This is a genomic window from Vibrio crassostreae 9ZC13 (assembly GCF_000272045.2).
Lineage (GTDB): Bacteria > Pseudomonadota > Gammaproteobacteria > Enterobacterales > Vibrionaceae > Vibrio > Vibrio crassostreae_C.
On record NZ_AJYZ02000019.1, the window covers coordinates 795,325 to 818,043 of the forward strand.

16 protein-coding genes and 3 pseudogenes are annotated in these 22,719 nt (G+C 45.3%); 3 read left to right on the forward strand and 16 right to left on the reverse strand.

The features are described from left to right. Together A136_RS04760 and A136_RS04765 are read left to right on the forward strand one after the other, a co-directional pair. A pseudogene (locus tag A136_RS04760) lies at nt 1-559 on the forward strand (ISL3 family transposase); the annotation flags it as partial. Nucleotides 560-1,252: 693 nt separating this feature from the next. Continuing rightward, nucleotides 1,253-2,428, forward strand: a complete 1,176-nt coding sequence (locus A136_RS04765; protein WP_017064690.1) for a threonine/serine exporter family protein — start codon at nt 1,253-1,255, stop codon at nt 2,426-2,428. Between the two features lie 312 nt (nt 2,429-2,740). Here the strand turns inward: A136_RS04765 and A136_RS04770 are convergent, their stop codons facing one another. The 16 genes and pseudogenes from A136_RS04770 to A136_RS04840 all read right to left on the reverse strand — a co-directional run bounded on the left by A136_RS04770 (nt 2,741) and on the right by A136_RS04840 (nt 20,576). Next, the gene (locus A136_RS04770) at nt 2,741-3,724 is read right to left on the reverse strand and encodes a CobW family GTP-binding protein (RefSeq protein WP_032546863.1); all 984 of its coding nucleotides are present in this window, start codon (nt 3,722-3,724) and stop codon (nt 2,741-2,743) included. Nucleotides 3,725-3,816: 92 nt separating this feature from the next. Then, complete coding sequence (locus tag A136_RS04775) at nt 3,817-5,493, reverse strand: amidohydrolase family protein (protein ID WP_017062008.1); 1,677 nt, start codon at nt 5,491-5,493, stop codon at nt 3,817-3,819. Between the two features lie 109 nt (nt 5,494-5,602). Then, nucleotides 5,603-6,238, reverse strand: a complete 636-nt coding sequence (locus A136_RS04780) for a hypothetical protein (protein ID WP_017064692.1) — start codon at nt 6,236-6,238, stop codon at nt 5,603-5,605. After that, nucleotides 6,198-6,320 (reverse strand): annotated as a pseudogene (locus A136_RS22980) (carboxylesterase family protein); the annotation flags it as partial. The pseudogene A136_RS22980 and the gene A136_RS04780, both read right to left, overlap by 41 nt. A 44-nt stretch (nt 6,321-6,364) precedes the next feature. Beyond that, on the reverse strand, nt 6,365-6,649 hold the full coding sequence (locus tag A136_RS22985) for a hypothetical protein (protein WP_017062010.1): 285 nt from the start codon (nt 6,647-6,649) through the stop codon (nt 6,365-6,367). A gap of 377 nt (nt 6,650-7,026) precedes the next feature. Next, nucleotides 7,027-7,986 (reverse strand): annotated as a pseudogene (gene tnpC, locus A136_RS22560) (IS66 family transposase); the annotation flags it as partial. After that, a complete protein-coding gene (locus A136_RS04795) occupies nt 7,887-8,627 on the reverse strand; it encodes a YegS/Rv2252/BmrU family lipid kinase (RefSeq protein WP_017064696.1) in 741 nt (246 codons plus the stop codon). The pseudogene tnpC and the gene A136_RS04795, both read right to left, overlap by 100 nt. 19 nt (nt 8,628-8,646) lie before the next feature. Next, nucleotides 8,647-9,552 carry a LysR family transcriptional regulator gene (locus A136_RS04800; protein ID WP_017064697.1) on the reverse strand — a complete coding sequence of 302 codons (906 nt, stop codon included), beginning with the start codon at nt 9,550-9,552 and terminating at the stop codon, nt 8,647-8,649. Nucleotides 9,553-9,630: 78 nt separating this feature from the next. Next, entirely contained in the window at nt 9,631-11,013 is a 1,383-nt protein-coding gene (locus A136_RS04805; RefSeq protein WP_017064698.1) for a BatD family protein, read from the reverse strand. Further along, nucleotides 11,010-12,716: a vWA domain-containing protein gene (locus A136_RS04810; protein ID WP_017064699.1), complete on the reverse strand. Its 1,707-nt coding sequence runs from the start codon at nt 12,714-12,716 to the stop codon at nt 11,010-11,012. The genes A136_RS04805 and A136_RS04810 overlap by 4 nt, the downstream gene beginning before the upstream one ends. Further along, nucleotides 12,709-13,788, reverse strand: a complete 1,080-nt coding sequence (locus A136_RS04815; protein WP_017064700.1) for a vWA domain-containing protein — start codon at nt 13,786-13,788, stop codon at nt 12,709-12,711. The genes A136_RS04810 and A136_RS04815 overlap by 8 nt, the downstream gene beginning before the upstream one ends. Then, nucleotides 13,781-14,323, reverse strand: a complete 543-nt coding sequence (locus A136_RS04820) for a DUF4381 domain-containing protein (RefSeq protein WP_017064701.1) — start codon at nt 14,321-14,323, stop codon at nt 13,781-13,783. Before A136_RS04820 ends, A136_RS04815 begins: the two co-directional genes overlap by 8 nt. After that, entirely contained in the window at nt 14,324-15,286 is a 963-nt protein-coding gene (locus tag A136_RS04825) for a DUF58 domain-containing protein (RefSeq protein ID WP_017064702.1), read from the reverse strand. Nucleotides 15,287-15,298: 12 nt separating this feature from the next. Beyond that, nucleotides 15,299-16,282 (reverse strand): AAA family ATPase, encoded by a 984-nt coding sequence (locus tag A136_RS04830; RefSeq protein WP_017060007.1) that lies wholly within the window; start codon nt 16,280-16,282, stop codon nt 15,299-15,301. Nucleotides 16,283-16,412: 130 nt separating this feature from the next. After that, nucleotides 16,413-18,836: a tetratricopeptide repeat protein gene (locus A136_RS04835; RefSeq protein ID WP_017064703.1), complete on the reverse strand. Its 2,424-nt coding sequence runs from the start codon at nt 18,834-18,836 to the stop codon at nt 16,413-16,415. 192 nt (nt 18,837-19,028) lie between these two features. After that, nucleotides 19,029-20,576, reverse strand: coding sequence for an arylsulfatase (locus tag A136_RS04840; protein WP_017060009.1), 1,548 nt, complete (start codon nt 20,574-20,576; stop codon nt 19,029-19,031). A 346-nt stretch (nt 20,577-20,922) separates the two neighbouring features. Between A136_RS04840 and A136_RS04845 the strand changes: the two genes are divergently transcribed. Next, the gene (locus tag A136_RS04845) at nt 20,923-22,485 is read left to right on the forward strand and encodes an arylsulfatase (protein ID WP_017064704.1); all 1,563 of its coding nucleotides are present in this window, start codon (nt 20,923-20,925) and stop codon (nt 22,483-22,485) included. Nucleotides 22,486-22,719: the final 234 nt, after the last annotated feature.

Genomic DNA, 22,719 nt, shown 5'->3' on the forward strand with positions numbered 1-22,719 from the left:
CAATATCGAAGCGGTCGCAATGGACATGAATACGGCTTTTGACCTTGAGGTTCAAGCGCACTGCCCGAATGCAAAAATCGTTTACGACTTATTCCATGTTGTAGCTAAGTTCGGTCGTGAGGTCATGGATAGAGTCAGAGTCGACCAAGCCAACAAGCTCAAGCAAGATAAAAAAGCGAGGCAATGGGTCAAGCGCTCACGCTGGGTGTTGTTGAAAAATAGAGGCAACTTAAATCCACGGCAAGACAGCTATCTTACAGAAATATTGAATATCAATAAGGACTTAATGACCACTTATATACTCGGGGCACAACTCAAAGAGCTTTGGTATTGTGAATCAGAAGCACATGCTAAAGGGCTCTGGGAGGCTTGGTGGGCACAAGTACAAGAGAGTGGAATTAAGCCATTGAAAGAGTTCGCACGAAAACTGAGTCCTTATCTTCACGGTATTATCGCATCGGCAAGTTATCCGCTAAACACCTGCACCCTAGAAGGGATAAACAACAAGATAAAACTAATCAAGCGAATGGGGTATGGGTATCGAGATACCGACTACTTCTTGGAAAGCCGCGATGAACCACAAATAAGCGGCTCTTTTTTAGCCCAACTTTCTGCTCTTAAACCTTATCGACTGTATCCGCCCCATGAACCCACGGGACGATATTGTTAATACGTGAGCGCCGCAATCACACTGTTAGCGCTAAGGAACCTTTGAAACCGTCATCAAAGCTCACTCATAATAAGCTATTATTTACAGTAGATTTCGGTTAATTTTCCAAAGGCCATTATGAAAAACAAACTGAGTTTAGCAATTCAAGCATACTGCAACTGGATTAATTCAAACATTATTGAAATTGCTTATGTCGGTTCCATTCTAGTTGTGATTCTAACGCTCATCATCAATCTTATTTAGGCTTCCATTTCCTAAATATTAGTTTCCTTTACTCATTACCGAGCTTTTCTAAAAGCCTCAGAGTTAAATCAATCACCTCATGGATTTGGAGTTTTACGCCTTCAAATAGCTGCATGAGCGGATCTATTTTTGAGGTTGCAGCTTCAACAATGACTGATTTACCTCAACGATAAACTGATAACCTCTCATTCAATGAATCCTATCTTTTTAACCATTGCCTTGTTCGTTTGTAGGGGCCCGTCCTCTATACACGACTATTGGTTACGCTTGAATGAGGATACTATTGAATTAGAATGCCCCTCAAACATATATCGCCTTGGTGATTGAGAAACAAACAGAATGAAACAAACAAATCATATCGAACAATGCCAGCAAGAAATTTTGAGCTTTTCGGACCGATTACATCAATCTGGTTGTGCGCCTTACTCGGTAGCTCAATACACTCAAGCTTATGCAAAACGCCAGAACATTGATGTCTCTATTGATGTGACCCCGACAAAAGTCATCACTATTTTTGAGCAACCCACGCAAAAAGTCGTGATGGAAAACAAAAAACCACCCTCGGTTAACTTACGTGATTTAGTCGCAACGCTTAAAGGGTTTTCGACTCATTCCCATTACGAAGGTTCAGAAACCTACTCGAATCGTACCTTGTGCTTTGCCAATTTATTGCTTCCGCCATGTTATTTAATGTTAGTTGGCAGTACTTATCTGGCGGTCGGTTTATCCATTATTCTGGGCGCTATAGCCTGGCTAGCACAAATTTTCCTGACTGGGCCAAGAAGCATTCTTGTCGAGTTCTTTGTCGCCTTAGTAGCCAGTTTTTTAACCGGTATGATAGCGGCACAGGTTCCCGGCTTACCAACATTGGCACTGTGCATTTCTTCCATTGTCCTTTTTATTCCTGGGTTAACCGTCACCAACGGCTTAGCCAGTCTTGCTCTCAATGACTTTCGGTCAGGTATCGAACTGCTTGCACAAAGCGCACTCATAGTAATGAAAATATTCATCGGCATTGTTATGGGGTTAGGCTTAGCCAACATAATCAATCAACCATTATCGGTACCGGTATTTATTGATGAAATCCCATTCGTTCTTCATGTCACCGCACTGATCGGGATTTCTGTTGCTATTGGCCTTATTTTCAACGCAAGTATGACAGAAATTCTCTTAGGCCTTCCTGTCGCGGCAATTGGCATGTGGGGGCCACATTGGTTTACTTCCGATTGGGTTGTAGGTACATGGGTAAGCACAATACTCATTACGCTTTACGGGTTGGGGATGGGAAAATTGCGTCACGTTCCACCACTCATATATATTATTCAAGGGATCATCATTCTTGTCCCCGGTAGTCGAATCATTGTCGGAGCAAGTGAGTCCTTCTTTGCGACCTCCATTTTACCCATTCCGAATATTGGTCTGTCCGCCTTGCTGATGTTTGGCGCGATTATGGCGGGACAAATCATGGTTTATTCTATATTTAGTCGTCATTTTGATTCCATCATTGAGGACTAACCATCGAGCTAACAATCGCTGATCAACACGCCCCAATAACCCACGATTGAGTCTTTATCTGCTTTTTGACGTTAACCGATTCTGAGAAGGTACTGATGAACAGAGTCTCGAAAATCGATAAGACTATTTTGTTTCAGATGACGAGGGGAATGAGCAATATGGATTTGGAAAAACCGAATAGAATCGAAAGTAGCCAATAATTCAATAAGATAAGGATGCTTAGGATGAGTCAATGCAAAGTAGGCAGAGGTAAGCTAGGTATAGGCAAGCGCTAGGTTGATAGGCTTGCCATCTACTCCATTTCCGTTCTAACTACGCCACCAGTGCGTTCAGTTTTTTACGCATACTCTCTTTATCAAGGCCACCTTTAGGTCCAATGAAGACTAACCGTGACGAACGAGATTCATCATCTTCCCATGCATCTCCAACCGTCACATTGGCTCGCTGGCCCGTGCACTGAAATACACAGCGATGATCAGGACGATCGGTTAAATTTAAAATACCTTTCATGCGATAAGCATCAATTGAAAACTGTTGCAGTAGAGGATACAAACTTTGTAGATTAAGCGGTTGATCAGTTTCAAAGCTGAATGTTTCGAAATCATGGTTCACGTGATGACAGTGCTCATCATGACAATCATGGTGCTGGCATTCCCTTTGATCAGCCGCTATTTTGTTAGTGACAAAGCGCGTACTTTCAGGGGCATCAAATAAGATAGGTAAATCCACTTCGCCGAATGAAATATCAATCAATTTAGCAAACGGAGCTTGTACTCGGCACCATGCTTTGACTTGCTCTAGTTTATCAGCATCGACTAGGTCAACTTTATTAACCAGAACAATGTCAGCCACTTGAATTTGCTGCTTCGACAACGTCTCCATTGGGCCTTCTAGCCCTAAAATGTTTTCCGCATCGATCGTCGTCACGATTGCATTTAAAGGTGCGTGTGCTTGCAGTTCCGGATCTTCAAATTGAAGTGCCACTTCTTTGGGTTCTGCGATACCTGAAGTTTCAACAATAATATGGTCTGGGCGTTCCTCTAATGCGAGTAAACGCATTACCGAAACGACTAGTCCTTCTGCAAGGTTACAACAGATACAGCCATTCTCTAGGCTGATCATATTTTCACTTTCAGATTTAACTAACTCCGCATCAACATTGATTGATCCAAAATCATTGACGATCACAGCCATGCGCATTCCATTTGCATTGGTTAATATATGGTTTAGTAGGGTCGTTTTCCCTGCTCCTAAAAATCCGGCTAAAATTGTTACTGGAATAGACTTCTTGCTCATAGCATGCTCTCTTTCGATTTTCGTTGTCTATATTTACTCGGTAAGCAATAAAAAAGGTTGAGCTAATGCCCAACCTTTTAAGTCAGGATAACTTAGCCAGTAACTTTGTTGCGAACCGCTTCACCTGGGTTTGAATCTAACAACATTTCACCAGCTTCAATGATAGGTGTCCCGTTTACAAGTACGTATTTCATGCCTGTAGAAAGGGCATTTGGTTTATCAAATGTTGCAACGGCTTTTACTTCATCAAGTTTGAAAATAGCTAAATCAGCATCTTTACCTACTTGAATACGACCTTTATTTGCCATTTGTGGCACAGCATCCTCAAGAATACGACATGCGTTTAAGCTAGTTCTTTCCATCGCTTCTACTAGTGTTACCGCTTTGTATTCCTCGACATATTTTTCAATAAAACGAGAGAAACAAGCAAGTGAGCGAGGGTGAGCTATTGCGTTGCTTGGAAGTGGCCATACATCACCTTCAATTAATACGCCTTTATCATCCATCCAAGGCATTGCATCTGAAGCGATAGCTGCACCTGGGAACAATACTGAACGGTCCATTTTAGCGCGATCTTCTTTGTTCTCATCGGGTTTTAAGAAGTGCATGACAACCACGGTACCGGGCGCTGATGCTTGTAGTTCAGTGACTTTTTCTTGGTTTAGTGCTTTACCATTCGCTTCCATGTAACTAGCGCTTGGTACACCCCAACGTTGTAACCAATCGTCACCACGGAAAACTTCTGCGCCAATAACGGAAGAGCCAGCACCATAAGGATAAGCTTCAGTAGTAACGGCTAAACCTTGATCAATGGCGGATTGAACTAAATCGGCACAATCTTCGATATCTTGTACTGACGTGCTGTTGAGGTGACAAATGTGCATGTGTGCACCCGTTGTCGCCGACAGGCTAATGAGTTCTTGGTATGCTTCAAAGCTTGATTGTGGCTCTGCGCTGTTTAGGTAACGAACGTGAGTGTAGGTTGGTACTTCATAGCGTTTTGCTAGTTTAGCAAGATCATAGTACTCTTTGTGGCCATAACCTGGTGCGTAACCCGCGTTAATACCAATGCCTAAGCCCCCCTCTTTAAGACCTTGCTCAACCGAGCCCAGAATTTGTTTTAATTCATCTGGGGTTGCTAGGGTATTTTGCCAATTGTTTTTAGAAAAAGCTTTCTGGAACCAAACAATCGTACCATCAGGAGCAGGCATCGTAGGTTCTTTTGCTTGAATACGAGCGTAAGTCCATGCTACAGAAGCGCCGTAATTAATCGGGCGACCTTCAGCAGCAGTAATATCGTAGTACGTTCCGATTGGGAATAGACCAGATTCCATCTCAAGAGCGGTGGTTACGCCATCGAATGCTTGAGCACGGGCAGCAGGAAGTTGTTGTCCGTGAGCGTGCATATCGATAAAGCCAGGTGCAACCACGAGACCTTCAGCATCGATGATTGTTTTGCCTTGCAGCTTTTTGTCTGAGATTGCAGCAATACGCTTACCTTTAATACCGACGTGACGAATTGCGTCGAGTCCAGTTTCAGGATCAACAACACGGCCATTTTCGATAACGATATCAAATGGCCCTTTCTCGTTAGGCATCAGTTTGATGTTTTGGCCAACCAGTTTTTCAGGGGCTGCATGTAAAACAGAGGCAAAAGGCAGTGCCGCAGCCCCAACCGCTAACTTAGTCAAAGTCGAACGTTTATCTGTATCGACACCATCAAGTAATACTTGCGTAGCGTCCAATTCATTTGGGTCGTAATTTTTCATATTGATACCTGTTATGTTTGTTGTAAAAAAATACTAGTTCATGATTGCTATGAAAACTATGCTGCATGTAGAAAAATCAATCGATTGACTAACACCCACCTTTCCATCATTAGAATCCACTGCCAACCGTTATATAAAACGCGCTGTCAACGTCACTAAAAGCGAGGTCTACCCCCATGTGTAACCCATATCGGCAAGCTATCTGATAGCGAAATCCAGCACCATACGCATCGACACTTTCATCGTCTGACAGACTGCCCTCTACTGTCGCTTTACCCAGGCCATAAAACGCAGAAACGGTCCAACGATTATCAATCGCATTATCGTATTCCGCGACAACACCCAGCCCAGAGGTCACCGAGCTTTCGCCCATAAAATATTGAATAACGCCATTGATAGCGTTATTCACATCTTCATTACTGGTCTCAAACTCTACCGAGCTCTGGCCAATAATCTGTTTCACACCCAGCATCAATGGTGTGTTTGCCACTCGAAACTGGAGCTGCTGAAGCGCAGCGACTCCCGAGTTTTTTGTGCCGAATTGAATCGTTTTGTTGTACGACGCACCTATACTGAACTCTTTGAAAATATCGAGGTTCGCCTTTCCAGCGCCAACGCCACCCGTATATCGAATGGTATCTTTTAGCCACGACGGTATCACCGTTAATGTCGGTATCAGTACCTGCGCCATATTCAAAGTCCCCACCATGAATAAAGACATACACGGGTAATGACTCTGAACCATTGATCTCCGAAGGACGCCAAATATTAAGATTCAAGCAATCTTCAGATTGCTCTTGCTGGGTTATTTTAAGCTGTGGGCACACGGCGCTAAATTGTGTCGCATCTATAGCGCTATCAGCATTGTCTTCTAATTGACGGAGTGACTGTGCTGAAAACGTTGTTGATCGGCGTAAGTGATTCCTTTAAACGCTTCAATGGATACGCGTTGCTCGTCACCTGCTAAGGTATTGATCACAACAGACTCTCTATTTGCGAAAAGAGTCGCGTCCCCGATGGATACTGAAACCTGCTCTGTTGGTAATGTCTGAAGCGGTTCTGGCTTAATAGGACGTGAGCTGGTTTCATCACTACCCCACGCAGAAAGAGCAACAGTGATAGCGATAACCATGAGTGAGCGATGCGTTAAATTCATGGTTGTACCCATAAATGTGTTCGGCCATCTGACCTGATATTGGTATCATCAAACCTGAGAATCCCTATGCTCAGCCATGCTCATTTCTGGAGTATTTGAAGTATTTTTTCTTTATGGTGCGATATTAATTCACTCTTTAAATTTGAATAAATCGCTTATGCAGGACGTGACCCTACATATATTCACTACCGTGAGTGGATGTCGCTTTTTATTTATCACAAAGACTTCTTGTTGTACCTTATTTGGCTGACTATCTAGGGTTGATAAAATTTCAACGGGTTCTTGAAACAGCTCTATAGGGGGTTGCTGTGACTCTCCTTCTGAAGCTTCAAACTCATCAAAGAACCCAAATATGTTATTAGAGTCTGATGGCATAGCTAGCACCAAACGTAAGTTTCGAGGCCAAAGCCAATATTGTTGAGGTCTGTTTTGACTTGACCCGAAGAGGTCCAAGGTAGAAGTGCGTCGATATCAGGCTCTGCTTTCGCCAGCTCTTTCATGCACTTGACCATGTAGTCTTAGAGGATAAGACCGTTGGCTTTCGCGGTCTCGATGATGCTGTAAAGCATCGCGCTCGCCTCAGCACCGTTTGGTGTGTTGGAGAATAGCCAATTTTTCCTGCCAATAACCAGCGGTTTAATTGCGCGTTCAGCGCGATTATTATCGATAGATAAGTGACCATCGTCGATATAACGAATGAGTTTAGGCCATTGCCCGAGCTAGTACTTTATTGCTTTGCCTAGTGGGCTAGAGCCTATCACCTTCTGGGTTGTCATCCATTGGTAAAGCTCATCCAGTATCGGCTTGGCATACGCTTAACGCTCTGCTTTGCGTTCTTCGGCAGGCGCACCTTTTAAGCTTGATTCTATCCCGTAGAGCTTTTGGGGTTTAGCCAGCACTTTATCAGCCTTGCCCGATTTACCTTCCCCTTGAAGCTTCTTCGCGTCCATGAACTTGCGTTAAGCACCCCACATTAGTGACGTGATGCAGACCATGATAAGCCGTGTAGCCATCGGTTTGTAGATAACCGTTGTAGTCACCTAAAAAGTCCACGGGGCACACCCTCGCGCGACTGTTTTGATAGTCGTACAAGGCGATTTTTTCACATTCGGCAGTGCCGCTTCGGGCGAGTCAGCGCCTGAGCAGTAAAGCCACATATAACACTGCTTCTCTTCTTTGAGCACATTGAGCGGCGTTTCATCCGCCTGAACCACCACTTGTTGAAGTAGGTTCTCCTTCAAGGCCGCATACAGCGGGGCGAACTTCTCACTGACTTGGATAACCCACCTTGCCATGGTGGCGCGTGATAGCTCGATACCCGACTGGGTAAACAGCGATCATCAATCAATGCATTGGGTGCTAACTCTTGTCCTCCACCCGCTAAGCGACCATTACAAAAAGCACCAACAAGGATCTCGCCGGTAAAGCTGCCTTTGTCTATGGGCAACGTGCCACTGTAGAGCTTAAAGCCAAGTGCTTTCACCACACCTGTTAGTGTATACGCACCGCCACCGAGAAAATCTTTAAGCTCGACTGGCGTTTCAGCTGTGACTTCAGCACCAAAACCCGCCGCAGCGACATTCATAAAATAGCGGTCATTCGCACGCGCGCTATCCACCGCAAACGCCTTGCCTTCCAGCGCTAGTTCAAAAGCACCCGAAATATCGTTAGGTATTCCCGTTGCGGTAGCAAAATCATTCGCAGTGCCCATTGGGATAAGCGCCAGTTGTGGTCTTTCACTGGCACGGAACAGGTTGAGCGCGTTAACGGCTTCATTCACCGTTCCATCGCCACCGACAACAATCAGACGCTTAACACCATCGCATATTGCCTCGCTTACCAAACGAAACATGTCCGACGATTCCCAAGTCACTCTAACTTGCAGGTCAATATCATTGTCCCTCGCCGCAAAGATGGCTTGCCTTAATTCCGGGATATTGGCTTTCTTTCCGTTTAAAATCACGCGAATGCTGTCCATGGCTATGTCCTTGTATAGGCTAACTTGATAACTCTTTTGCTGCCGCTTTGATCTTAGCTCGTAACCACTTATGGCTTGGTTCATTAGTACGGCTTGGATGCCAAATCATACACATATCGAGGTCTTCCAACTCGAAGGGTAATGGTAGTGTTTTTACCGCGTACTTTTCAGCAAAACAACGCACTGATGAAATAGGCATTACTCCGATGTACTCAGAGCCTTCGATAACAGGAAGCATCTCTACAACGCCCGCTGCGCGATACACGATTCTACGTTTCTCAAGGTCACTATAGTGCTCAGAGCTTAATAAGCTTTTGCGCGCATGCCACCTAGAGACCACCACATGCTCGAGTGCTAAGAACTGTTCCATATCGATGGTATCGCCAACCGTAGGATGATCACTACTACACACCACGACCAGTTCTTCTGTAGAAATCACCTCGTGTTTAAGCATGGTTCTTCCTTTAGGCGTCATATCAACAATCACGTCGTGTCTTTGCAGCCTTAAATCAGACTCATAGTCTTCGGTAAACAGAGGATGAACCTCTAACGCGATACCTGGTGCGACTTGGCTGATTAACCGCATGACTTTTGGCATCATTTCGTAGCTCGCCGCCGAGACGCAGGCAATGGAAAACACGCGGCCTGAGGTTTTAGGATCGAAGTCTCTTGATGCGGATAAGGTAGAAGTAAAGTTTTTAAGTGCAGCGGCCATTGCAGGATAGATATCAATAGCGAATGTGGTTGGCTCTACGCCTGATGTGGTGCGATGAAACAGTGGCTCATCATAGATATCTCTCAACCTTGCAAGTGCTTTACTCACTGCTGGTTGGCTTATATCCATGCGATTAGCAGCTCTAGATAAGTTCTGCTCTTCATAAATAGCAACAAATATAGGAATTAGATTTAGTTCGGTACTTTTCATACAGTTCCATATTAAAGAAACAGGTTCTCCATAGTAGAGAACCTGTCGATTATGTTCGATGCGAATGACTAAAGTTTGCTACTTAGTTCTATCTTTTAAGTCTGGCAAGGCTTTAGGGATTTTCAAGCGAGCAGCAATTGAACGAGAATTGCTTGAGTTTGATGTGTCACTGGGCAAGTTACGTAACCCTTTCCATAAACGAGTGAATACGTTTTTATCTTCACATCCTTGTTGAAGGGCTTCGCTATCTTCTAGCCAACGCTTTTGTCCATTTGATTTACCATGTTGCGCTTTATCCAGTTGCACTTTATTCAGTTCTAACTGAGAGGTTTGGTTTCGCAATTGACGGTAGATAAAGGTTCTTAATGCAGCCCAATTACCTTGCTTAACTAAACGACGTAGTACCAGCCAACTCGGTGTTGGGCGGTTTGCGTAGTAACGCTTAACCGAAACAATCAACGCAATGCAGACTAACAACACCAAACCAACACTAATAAACACCGACATGTAGGCTTTGATGAAAGATTGGACTGTGTGTTTGGCTTCAAACACTTCGCCTTTTATCACCACGTTTTCAAGGCGTTGATTTTTGCTGTCCCACCACTGAAATGAAAACTCTGGCAGCGTAAACTCACCACCCTGCTGAATCACATATACAGTCTGTTCAACTCGGCTTGAGCGATAATCACCACGTTCTTGAGTGTCATCCAAACGGTTGGGCTGTGGGTAAGCTTGGAACTGCTTAGTGGACTTATTGGTTAGCACATCTGGCAGCAACACAGAAAAGCTGTCTTTTGCCTTAATCGTGATAGTTCGAGTAATAGCATCGCCAACTTTTAGCTCTTCACTTGAGCGTTGCCATTGCTGCTCTATATCTACTTCTGTCGCAGAAAACCAAGGCGTTTCATTATCGAGTAAACCTGAAGGCAACGAAGCTTCAAACTTAATCGGCTGCGTGTAAAGCGTACCGCCCACGTTTGAACCATCAGGAGCAGAAACTTGGATACGAACCGGTACGGTTGGAATAACAAACTCACCGGGAGTCATCGGATAAAGCGTCACTTCCCAACGCTGACGTGACCATGTAGTACCACCGACTCTTTCTGTGTAGTTCGTCGCGAGTTGGTTACGCTGCTTAGCGATAACGTTAGGGATTTCGATACTGCCGATTCGAGTGCCGCCCGTTAACCAGCGCGGTGTCGCCACCTCAATGTTCAGAATGACCTGCTCATTTACGCTGACTTTGCCCGGCGTTATTTTGTCGCCTGACTTGGGTTTCTCGCCAATCCAAGCGATAAGCTCAACGTCACCACTTTTTTGCAGATCGAAGATATCGGCAGCAGAAGCAACAGCAGGAAAAAACCAACTCAACATAAGAGTCATCGACAACAACCATGTGCGGGCTGTGAATCGCGCTCGCTTTGATTGAATCGCTTCAAGAGCTAAATCATATCGACTCATTGCGTTTGCTCCTGTTTTGACGCTTGTTCGATGGAAGGCGCAGGATCTCTTAACTGAATTTGGAATTTGGATTTCAAGAAGAACTTAGGATCGGCTTCTACTCGCTTTAACCACTTGTCGGCAAGCTCTTGGCTGCCCAAAATCTCATTCGCGTTAAGTGTTTCCTTAAGCATCAATTCCGCTACCGTTTCTTCTTCAGCGCCATCACCCGTTCGCGGCTGATCGTCTTCGAGTTCTAAAGATTCTTCAGGGCCATCTGTGGTTCCAGACTGGCTTTCACTGGTTCGGTTTACCTCTTCGACAATTCCACTAAGCACAGCAAGATTGTTCTCCACATCCGTTCTTAGTTCTGGTGACAGATCCTCTTTCTCACTTAATGATTTCAAGAGGTCTCGTGCGGCAAGGTATTCACGCTGCCTAGCTAACGCACTCGCTGCATTGTACAAACCAAGGTCAGTTTTGGTTTGCAAAAACGCACTGTGAGCGAGCTTAAAATCACGAGCATAGTAATAAGCCGCGCCCTTTCGCATTGGGTCAGTAAAATGTTTGGCAGCTTGAAGATATTCTTTCTGATTCAACAGGCGTTGACCTTGTTGGTCAGGCGTTAACCATAAGTCCCACCACCATTGAGCTGTTTTGTCCCAAGTAGTAACCGACTCCACCACAACGGGTTTCTCAGCGGTTAAGTTGACTGTTTTCGCCAAAGTGTCTGGTGAATACATGCTGCTTGTGATCATCAAACCAACGACACACCACTGCACCAACCACCCTTTTCTGAACCATAGCAACATAATGAAAGCCATTGGAATAAGCAGTCCATAGCCCATGTCTTTCCAAGGCATTGAAGATTCCCCGTTGAGCTGCATGTTTCTTTCAACCGCTCTGTTCAGTTGTTGGATATCCGAATCATCAACGGTCACTTCAATCACTCGTCCACCCGTCTTACTCGCTAAGTTACGCAGTGAATCTAGGTCGACAGGGTTATCGCTCACCACATTACTGTTTCCTGCGGCGAGAATGAGCAACTGATACGGATTGTCGTTAAAGAAACTCTCGTACGCCCTAATGGTGCTTGGGTTTACACCATCTGATACCAACAGTACAGAAGAGCCTAACTCACCAGACAGTTGCTGATTAATCAGTGGCAGTGCTTCCTCTGCTGACTTACCTGAAACAGGCATGATATCGGGTGTGATAGCCGCTAGAAACGGTTCAAACACCTTGCTGTCTTGCGTGACGGGCATCGCCACGTGTGCGCTGCCTGCATAAACCACTAAGCCCGTATTACCGCCTTTGCGAGCTGCCAATAAGTCTCTAATTTTCTGCTTAGATCGTTCCAAGCGACTTGGAGGCAAATCTTTAGCAAGCATAGATTCACTATTATCAAGCACAACCAACATCGACGCTTTGTCTTCACCAAAAGGCGAAGCCTCACGCTGCCATGTTGGGCCAGAACAGATAATGATGGCGATAGTCACAATCACCACCAATAGCTTCAACGGCAGTTGCTTGCGCCAGCCTGTTTCGCCAATCGTCAATGCATCACGTAAATGTGTAGGTAAAATGTCTTTCCACGTTGGTTTGGTCTCTTCTCTCCAACGAACCCATAACAGGAAGAACATCGGAATAAAGGCCAACAACCACAAAGGTCGGATAAAATGAAACTGGGTAAAGAACTGTTGTATCGTGAGAGAATCAGGCATCACTCTCTCCTTTCAAATTCTTAGCCGAAGAAGCGAGCAGCGATCTTCGGCGTATCGTTGCTAAGCTGAATGCGGTCAAATACATCACTACAACAATCGCCATTAAGTAATGGTGCAGTCCCTGTTTAGGACGATAAGTGGTACTTTCATATAACTGTGGTTCTAGCTCACCAATCTGAGCGTAGGCTTTGGTCAGTTCGTCGCGGTTAAGCGCCTCAAAGGCTTCGCCACCAGACTCTTGAGCCACTCGTTTGATGGTTTCCATATCCAAAGCCACTTCACCAACGGTTTGTGGGTCACCCATGGCGATCACGTGAATACGAACGCCTTTCGCCTTGGCGACTTTTGCGGCATCGATAGGCTCAACAAAACTTCCTGTATCATTACCGTCGGTTAGTACGATCACGACCTTCTCTTTTTCGTTGGCATCAACACTTGAATCTTGAACGGCAGCACTTTGCTTTTCGCTTTGTTCAAACACCTTAATCGCCAAGCCAATTGCATCACCTAAGTGCGTGCTTTGCCCTGCCATCGCGACATCGGTTTGATTAAGCAGTTCAAGCCAGACATCTTGGTCAGCTGTAAACGGTGTTTGTACAAACGCTGCATCACCAAAAAGAATCAAACCGAGTCGATCCCCTTTTCGTGTAGTCGCAAAATCAGCCAGCACCTCTTTGGTCGCGTCCAAACGAGATATTTTATCGCCCCGCTTAGAGGTAAAGTCTTGTTCTGCCATTGAGCCAGATAAATCGACCACTACCATCACATCACGACCTAATTGTTCGCGAACTTGCGGCTCACCAAGAATGGTTGGTTTAGCGAGCGCGCACACCACTAATGCCCAAGTAATAATGAGCGTGGTTCGTTGCCACCAGCTTGGTGTTAGCTGGCTTGCCCCTTCAGACGGCGCTTCACCAATAGCTTCAACCAATTCACTGAAAAATGGCACCTTGATGGCCATTTGCTTAGTTCGATAAGCTGGCACGGCAAAGTAGACCAACAACGGCAAAGGCAGCGCGATAAACCACAGTGGGTGCGCGAATTCAAAGCTGGCAGATAAACTATCAAACATTATCTTGCCCCTCTGGTTTCGCTTGTACATCTGGTTTATGAATTTTTAGCCACATCATCGCGGTTTGAATCACCTCTAAACGCTGTTCAAAGCTCAAACGCACATTAGAGTCAATTAGGCTTTGCATCCATAATTCCGAAACTTCATCGGCAAAGAACGCATTGCTGTTTTCACTCGTGTTGGCGCTAACAGGCAGATAAGCGTTCAAACGGTTCACATAAGCTTGGCCAAACAACTTGGCATTACTGCTGTCTAGGTAACGAAGCACCACTTTGAGGACTTTAAAGGTTCGTTCGGTTGAGTTCTTGTCTCTTGCATCCAGTACCATGAGTTCTTGAAGCGCTTCTTTGCGATAACGGTTATTCCACCACCTTAACGCCAAGCGATAAGCCAGATAGATAGCGACCAATAACAGAATAACGCCAAGGATCTTCCAGCCGATCGTTTGAGGAGCCCAGCTCACACTGTCAGGAATCGCTACATCGTGCAGTTCGCGGAGGATATAGGTACTTGGGGGAGTATGTTCAACAGCCATTTAGCGCCCTCCCACTAGTTTCTGCAGCTGTGATATGTGATTGCCCGACGTGTCTAATTCTATATAAGGGAGGTTTTTCATCGCCATCAATTTAGCAAGGGACAGTTTCTGAAGTGCCGCTTTTTGGGCAAGGCTTTCACTTGCGAGGTTAACCTTAGATTGGCTATCCAGATTAAGTTGAAAGCGACCATCACCCACCACCCAGTTTGCGCTTGCAAGATCTTGAGGCAATGACTGTTCTAATGAATCGGTGACCATAATGGCCAAGATATCGTTGTGTTGCTGTAACTGCTTTAGTCGATCGAGATGTTGTTCTCGGCAGTCTCGCCAGTCACTAATGAATATCAAGGTTGATTGCTTGAGTCTCATTCGTTTGATCAGTTCAATCCACTGGCTAAAACCAATATTATCGCCATCACTTACATTGACGCCTAAGCTTTGATTGGCTTTGGTAAGATGTTTTAGCTGAGCCAACAAATCAGATTGAGAACGTTGAGCTTTGGTATGAAACAGTTTTTGGTGCGAGGCCAAAACGAAGCCGACACGATCACCATCTTTCAGCACTCGCCATCCACACAATGCCGCCACTTCGGCAGCCACAACAGATTTCATGGTGTTTTGAGACGCAAAGAACATCGAACTGCGCTGATCGACACAGATCATCACATTACGGTCTTTCTCTTCGGTATAGCTACGAACATGAGGCTTACCCGTTCGCATCGTAACTTTCCAATCGAGATTACGGATATCATCACCCAATTGGTAATGACGTAATTCTTCGAAGTTCAAACCACGACCACGGAACAAAGAGTTATGTCTGCCCGAAAGTACGCTGCCCGCTTTTAAATGAGGTAACAGTGAAAACGACTCAGCTTGAGCCTGAATTCGCACTAACCTTGAATAATCACAATACAGTCGTGGATCAAGGCCTTGCGATTTGGGAGCTTGTGTTGGCTTCGCCATGACGCCCCCTAGTTATCCAATCTCAACATTATCGAGCAGTTCTTCAACCACTCTTTGATGGTCAACACCATCGGCCAATGCGTCGTAAGACAACGAGAATCGGTGACCTAATACGGTTGGTAACATGGCACGCACATCGTCCAACGTGACATGGTCACGTCCTTGCAACCATGCATAAGCGCGAGCACATTTATCCAACGCGATGGAAGCACGCGGACTTGAACCAATCTCAATCCATTTAGACAAGTTTGATTCTGGGTAACGCTCTGGCTTACGAGTTGCCATCACCAAGGCCACAATGTAGTTCTCAACTAAATCAGAAACGGCAATGTCTGGAAGTTGGCGCCGAGCTTCAAGTACCAACTCAGGTTCAATATGTTGTGGCGTGACTAATTCTGAACTGGTCTCGCTACCGAGTTCCTCACTGCGCACAAGTCGAATGATGTCGCGTTCAGCTTCATCTTCTGGATAGTCGACTGTCACTTTCATAATGAAACGGTCCATTTGTGCTTCAGGCAGTGGATACGTACCTTCTTGCTCAACTGGGTTTTGTGTGGCTAGCACCATGAACAAATCTGGCAGGATGTGAGTTTGACCACCCACCGTAATCGTCCCTTCCGCCATCGCTTCAAGCAGAGCCGCTTGCACCTTTGCAGGAGCACGGTTCACTTCATCGGCTAAAACAATACTGTTGAAAATAGGACCCGGTTGAAAGTGCAACTGAGGCTTCCCATCAAGCTCTTGATACACCTCCGTGCCCGTCACATCAGATGGCAGCAGGTCTGGCGTAAATTGAATTCGACCAAAACTGGTGTTCAGTAGATTCGCCAGCGATTTTACTGAGCGAGTTTTCGCTGTACCGGGAAGTCCCTCTAAAAGCACATGGCCATTAGTCAATAACCCTATCACCAGAGCCCGAACGACGTGGCTCTGACCGATAACACTTTTCTCTGTTTGTTCAATCAGTTGGTTTATTGCTTGTTGCGCATGGTTCATAGGTCTTCCCTTAATTCAATCTGGCTGCGTACATCCTACTCACAAGCTCCATAACTATTAGTTATAAACGCGATAATTGGTTACAAGCGGAATAAGCAGCAAGCTCGATAGCCAAGCTCACCTCATCGCTTTATTTAAACCTAGCTTTCAATTGGTTAATGGCTTCCGGCGGTGCCACTTTGCTCAATGATGAAATACATTGCTCAAACGCCTTTGGTACGCCCGGTATATGACTGTTTCGCGCCAACACTTCACACTGGGCATACAGGTGCTGTGGGTTGCGGCTAAATTGGTAAGCCTTATGCAGTGATTGACTTGCCGCAAGCACATCCGATTTTTCCAAAGCCAATCCGTACACATACCAATATTGAGGGTCGGTTTGCGCAGTTTCAGCGGCTTGTTTAAGGTAGTCCGTTGCTTGTTCGTAATCTTTCACACGAAGCAGAGACAATCCTGTGCTGTATGGCAAAACACTCGATTTAGGCTGAGCTTCAATACCTTGCTTCAAGGTCGACAACGCTTTTGCCTCGTTACCTTGCGCTCGATACAAATCCGCTAAATTGGCGTAGCTGTTTTCGAAATAAGGCTCAATCTCGATAGCGCCTAGATAAAACTCAATCGCTTTGTCGTGCTGGCCTAAATCTCGGTAAACGTTGCCTAGGTTAGTACGTCCAAATCCTCTGTCGGCATTAAATTGCTGTATTTCAATGTACTCTTCTAATGCAGGCTTGATTTGGTCTTTCTGCAGAGGGTTCATTTCTCCCCAATAACGCACTAATGCGCCTGCGGTTTCTGAACGAATCGACAATACAGGGTCTTTCAGTAGCGGCTCTAGAATTTGCCAACGGTCAGTGAATGGGAAACCAGACGAGCCTTGTACCACACCCAAACGGATCATTTCATCATCATGTTTCACCGCTCTTGCCAGCGAAATAAGCGTATTCTTACCCGTATTACCGCCCAAACGTTCTAAGCTCGATGCACGAATGATATTGCTTAAGCTAGAGTCCTGAGCCGAGTATGCCAACGCATCCTCTGCACCTCTGTGCCCTATCGAGTCAGCATAAAAGGCAACGGCAAAGTGCTGCTGATTACGATACTTAGAATCTGGGAACCACTCACCGATTTGCTTATCTGCCCACTGGTCGGTTTGATCTGCATGACAGCTAGTGCACACGTTCGGCGTTTTAATGTGTTGGCTAATATCAGGACGTGGGATATGCCAACTGTGGTCACGCCTTGGGTCGACCTCCATGTAAGTCGTCTCTGGCATGTGACAAGTCGTGCATTGTGAAGCTTCAGTATTCGCTTCGTGGAATGTGTGCTTTTCAGGCGTGTATTCTGATGCAATATGACATTGGCTACACACGGCTTCTTCCGCAATTTTTAGTTCAGCGGTATGAGGATCGTGGCAGTTAGTACATGTGACGCCTTTTTCAGCCATCACGGATTGAAGGAAAGATCCGTAAACGTAATCTTCATCGTAGATTTGACCATCGTTGTGGTAAAGCTCTGGGGTAATCAAGCTCAAGCGATACTTATCAAAGAAAGACCCGTTAACGTGATCACCCGTTTCATTTAACTGAGTACGACGGCTGTGGCATTGAGCACAGGTTTGAACTTGATTGGTATGGATGATGTCTTTTGGTTGCAGGGTTGAATTACCCTCTTGATAGATCCACTCTTTGACCGACTTCGACAAGTCGCGGTCAAAACCATAATGCGCCGAGACTGGAGCATCCTTTCCACCGTTAGCTTTTGCTTTCTGTTTATTTGCTAACAAGGCCTGTTCAACGTGCTCGCTTGCAGGGCCATGACACGCTTCACAACCGACATTAATCTCCGACCAAGTAGTATTATAAGTGTTGCTCGCGCTGTCGTAGCTTTTCTCTAGGTTCGTTGAATGGCAATCAGCACACATGAAGTTCCAGTTTTGACCGCTATTGGTCCAGTAGAATTCATCGGTGTTGGTGGTATCAGGATAGAGGTGAAACCAGCGTTGACCGCCTTCGCCCTCAGTGCGAGAATCCCAAGCGAAAGGAATCAACTGTACACGGCCGTCTTCAAATTCAACCATGTATTGTTGTAGTGGTTCAAAGGCAAAGGTATAGCTGATTTTGTAATCTTTAAAGTGGCCGTCTTGCCCTTCAATATTGACCCAGAACTCTTCGCCCTTGCGGAAAAATCGGTTGGGTTTACCGTCATGAGTGAATGTTTGATCGTTGAAATCGCCTAATACAGATTCGTCTGTAGCGTGCTTCATCGCCATATCATGATGAGAGCCCTCCCACGCTGCGACTTCTTCACTATGACAATCAACACATGCTTCCGAACCGACATAGCTGGCTTTAGAACCGATAGGTAAAGCGTCAGAGCTAACGGGTGACGCTACAGAGTTGGCCTTTGAAATATCAGAGTTGATATTAGGATCTTGCTCGTTGGCATAGGCGTTCAGACTGAACAGCGACAACATCAGTGAAGACAAGATTGCGGATAATACTGCGACTCGCTGGTGTTTCAATCCGTTTACCAGTGAGCACAACCATGCAGACATAACATTCCTTGTTTTTATACATCCTTATGCTTAATAAGGTAGACGTAAAAACAACGAATTTACAATTATTTAGTGGCAATGAGCTCGATTGTTGTGATTCGTATTCACGACCGGGATTTACTCATCGATATGCGCATAAAAAAAGAGCTCCTAAGAGCTCTTCAATCTGTTCAGTTTCACTCAAACAATCACTTACTTGTTATGAGATTCCTGCAGTTTTTCCATTACCTGATCCAAGCTAAAACTCGCAGCTTTTTGACGTGGCGGATATTCAGCAAAGGTTTCTAGGAACTTGCCCACATACGCTTGTGCTGGAACGAACATATAAGCATGGTCTAACAACCAATCGTAGTATGTATTCGATGTAATGTCTGCGTTTTCGTATGGGTCCATACGCAGGTTAAACAGCTTAGGAAGACGTAACGTCACGAACGGTTCAGCCCAAATTTGCATGGTACCCGTCGCACGCTGCTCCATGAACACCGCTTTCCATTGGTTGTAACGAAGCGCCGCTAAATCACCATCATCGGTAAAGTAGAAGATCTCCGAACGACGGCCTTTCTCTTCTTCACCCGTTAGGTAAGGAAGGAAGTTGTAACCATCTAAGTGAACCTTAAACGTTTTATCACCGGCAGTATGACCTTTGAGTAGTTTCTCTTTGATTTGGTCATCACCAGCGGCGGCAACGAAGGTTGGCATCCAGTCCATATGGTGCATGATTTCGTTAGATACGGTTCCTGGTTCAATCTTACCAGGCCAACGAACCATTGCTGGTACACGGTATGCGCCTTCCCAGTTGGTGTTTTTCTCACCACGGAACGGGGTTGTACCCGCATCAGGCCAAGAGTTCATGTGAGGGCCGTTATCCGTTGAGTAGAAAACAATCGTGTTGTCTTTGATACCCAACTCATCCACTTGCTTCAATAGTTGCCCAACGTGTCGATCGTGCTCAACCATACCATCAGCGTAGTTACCGACACCGGTTACGCCTTTACTGTCGGCTTTCACGTGCGTTCTAAAGTGCATACGTGTCGCGTTCCACCACACGAAGAATGGTTTGTCCGCTTTCACTGCGCGATCCATAAAATCAAGTGCCGCGTCTAGTGTTTCTTCATCAACCGTTTCCATACGCTTACGCGTCAGTGGACCGGTATCTTCAATCTTGCCATCAGCGAATGACTTAATGACACCACGAGGACCAAATTTCTTACGAAACTCAGGATCGGTTGGGTAATCTTCATTCTCTGGTTCTTCTTCAGCATTTAGGTGGTAAAGGTTGCCAAAAAATTCGTCAAACCCGTGTGCTGTTGGAAGGAATTCATCTTTATCGCCAAGGTGGTTTTTACCAAATTGACCTGTCATGTAACCCATAGGTTTCAGCATTTCTGCGATTGTCGCGTCTTCTGCTTGTAAGCCAATGTCTGCGCCCGGCAAACCTACTTTACTCAAACCCGTTCGTAACACACTTTGTCCCGTGATAAAGGTAGAGCGACCCGCAGTACAAGATTGCTCTGCGTAATAGTCCGTAAACATCATCCCTTCTTTCGCGATGCTATCAATATTCGGGGTTTTGTAACCCATGAGACCGAAGGTGTATGCACTCACATTGGATTGACCAATATCGTCCCCCCAAATAACCAATATATTTGGCTTTTCAGCCGCAAAAGTGGCGCTGGACGCGGCCATCATCGCTGTACCCAAAATCGCTAATCGACGTTTAGCGCCATATTTCGCTGTCATAGAAACCTCTTCGTAAGTTATTTGCATCCTGCCCTACAACGTATAGTCCATTTTTTACACATGCGCGAGATTCCCTAAGCTATTAATCTTTTTGTCATTTTTATTGAGATACGGATACAGGAATCATCGATAAGGTTTACGCCAACAAACATGATAAGGATCACACATACAAACTAAGGCTTTATTCTACGTACCCACTGGAGCTGATATTAATCAATAGGTTACCTAAGCATCATAACGATTGGTTATAAGCACTATAAAAGGACGTAACGGAATTTTGAGAATAACATTTGCTCATCGATGCGTTGTTCTAACGCATTAATCTTAAAAGTGAATCGGAGTCCTTATGGGTACTAAAATTAATAAACTAGCATTAGGTGTTGGCTTATTAGCAGCTTCTTCAGCGGCAACAGCAGCAGAAAAACCAAACATTCTTGCTATCTGGGGTGATGACATTGGTGTATTCAACATCAGTGCATACAACAACGGTATGATGGGTTACGAAACACCTAACATCGACCGTATTGCTAACGAAGGCGCACTATTTACTGACCACTACGGTCAACAATCGTGTACTGCTGGTCGTGCTGCATTCCTAACAGGTCAAGAACCTTTCCGTACTGGTCTATTGACTATCGGCATGCCAGGTTCGGACCACGGTATCCCTGATTGGGCTCCAACGATCGCAGACCTTCTTAAAGAACAAGGCTACATGACAGCTCAGTTCGGTAAGAATCATATGGGTGACCAAGACAAACACCTTCCAACGAACCACGGTTTTGACCAGTTCTTCGGTAACCTGTACCACCTAAACGCCGAAGAAGAGCCAGAAACATATTACTACCCTAAAGACCCAGAGTTCCGTAAGAACTACGGCCCTCGTGGTGTAATCAAGTCTACTGCTGACGGTAAGATTGAAGATACTGGCCCAATGACGCGTAAGCGTATGGAGCATGCGGATGAAGAGTTCCTAGAAGAATCTCTAGCATTCATGGAAAAAGCGGTAAAAGCTGACAAACCATTCTTCATCTGGCACAACACCACTCGTATGCACGTGTGGACTCGCCTACAAGAGAAATACCAAGGTAAATCAGGTATCAGTATTTATGCTGATGGTATGTTAGAGCATGATGACCATGTTGGTGTGCTTCTAGACAAGCTGGATGAACTAAAAATCGCTGACAACACTATCGTAATTTACTCTACCGATAACGGTGCTGAAACGGTTTCTTGGCCTGATGGCGGCGCAACTTACTTCCACGGTGAGAAAGGTACAACTTACGAAGGTGGTATGCGTGTGCCTCAGCTAGTTCGCTGGCCTGGGACTATCAAACCTGGAACTAAAATCAACGATATCATGGGCCACCAAGACTGGATTCCTACTCTACTAGCAGCCGCTGGTGATGATAAAGTGGTTGAGAAGCTAGCATCTGACAAAGGTGCAACTTACAACGGTAAAAACTGGCGCGTACACCTAGATGGTTACAACTTCCTGCCTTACTTCCAAGGTAAAGAAGAGAAAGGCCCTCGTGACAGCATGCTTTACTTCTCTGCTAACGCTGAGCTAAACGCAGTACGTTGGAATGACTTCAAGATTTCGTTTGCTGTGATGGATGGTAACATTGTGGATGCAGTTCGTTTCCAACCAAACTGGCCTCAAGTTGTTCACCTACGTGCTGACCCATTCGAGAAAGCACCGCACGAGTCTGGTATGTACCTGCGCTGGATGGCAGACAACATGTGGTTATTCGTTCCAGTAGGAAATCAGGTTCAAGAGTTTATGACGACGCTACCAGATTACCCTATGCAGAATAGCCAAGTACTGAACCCAGGTAACTTCAACCAGAATGCATACATGCTTCAAGGTAAACTTAAGCAACTAGAAGCAGCCGCAGCACAAGCTAAATAAGCTACTCTAGATTAAAAATGTAATAACGAAGCCGTGGTGACTGAATGCAGTGACCGCGGCTTTTTAGTATCCAATACAAATAACATAAGACGCGAACCGCCAACTAGTACAATTCACACCCAACCTACCCTCTCATTTTTCAAAAATAAAAACTCACACTAGTCAATGTGAACCTTAATATATGACCGTTGCGTTAAGATTTCGCAAATTTTTTCAAATCCTTATGACATGACT

Coding starts and splice junctions, on each gene's coding strand:
- A136_RS04770 (WP_032546863.1), bottom strand. CDS start 3,724: ATGAGCAAGAAGTCTATTCCAGTAACAATTTTAGCCGGATTTTTAGGA.
- A136_RS04820 (WP_017064701.1), bottom strand. CDS start 14,323: ATGGCTGTTGAACATACTCCCCCAAGTACCTATATCCTCCGCGAACTG.
- A136_RS04810 (WP_017064699.1), bottom strand. CDS start 12,716: ATGCCTGATTCTCTCACGATACAACAGTTCTTTACCCAGTTTCATTTT.
- A136_RS04780 (WP_017064692.1), bottom strand. CDS start 6,238: ATGGTTCAGAGTCATTACCCGTGTATGTCTTTATTCATGGTGGGGACT.
- A136_RS22985 (WP_017062010.1), bottom strand. CDS start 6,649: ATGAATTTAACGCATCGCTCACTCATGGTTATCGCTATCACTGTTGCT.
- A136_RS04795 (WP_017064696.1), bottom strand. CDS start 8,627: ATGGACAGCATTCGCGTGATTTTAAACGGAAAGAAAGCCAATATCCCG.
- A136_RS04765 (WP_017064690.1), top strand. CDS start 1,253: ATGAAACAAACAAATCATATCGAACAATGCCAGCAAGAAATTTTGAGC.
- A136_RS04835 (WP_017064703.1), bottom strand. CDS start 18,836: ATGTCTGCATGGTTGTGCTCACTGGTAAACGGATTGAAACACCAGCGA.
- A136_RS04800 (WP_017064697.1), bottom strand. CDS start 9,552: ATGAAAAGTACCGAACTAAATCTAATTCCTATATTTGTTGCTATTTAT.
- A136_RS04815 (WP_017064700.1), bottom strand. CDS start 13,788: ATGTTTGATAGTTTATCTGCCAGCTTTGAATTCGCGCACCCACTGTGG.
- A136_RS04840 (WP_017060009.1), bottom strand. CDS start 20,576: ATGACAGCGAAATATGGCGCTAAACGTCGATTAGCGATTTTGGGTACA.
- A136_RS04775 (WP_017062008.1), bottom strand. CDS start 5,493: ATGAAAAATTACGACCCAAATGAATTGGACGCTACGCAAGTATTACTT.
- A136_RS04830 (WP_017060007.1), bottom strand. CDS start 16,282: ATGAACCATGCGCAACAAGCAATAAACCAACTGATTGAACAAACAGAG.
- A136_RS04845 (WP_017064704.1), top strand. CDS start 20,923: ATGGGTACTAAAATTAATAAACTAGCATTAGGTGTTGGCTTATTAGCA.
- A136_RS04825 (WP_017064702.1), bottom strand. CDS start 15,286: ATGGCGAAGCCAACACAAGCTCCCAAATCGCAAGGCCTTGATCCACGA.
- A136_RS04805 (WP_017064698.1), bottom strand. CDS start 11,013: ATGAGTCGATATGATTTAGCTCTTGAAGCGATTCAATCAAAGCGAGCG.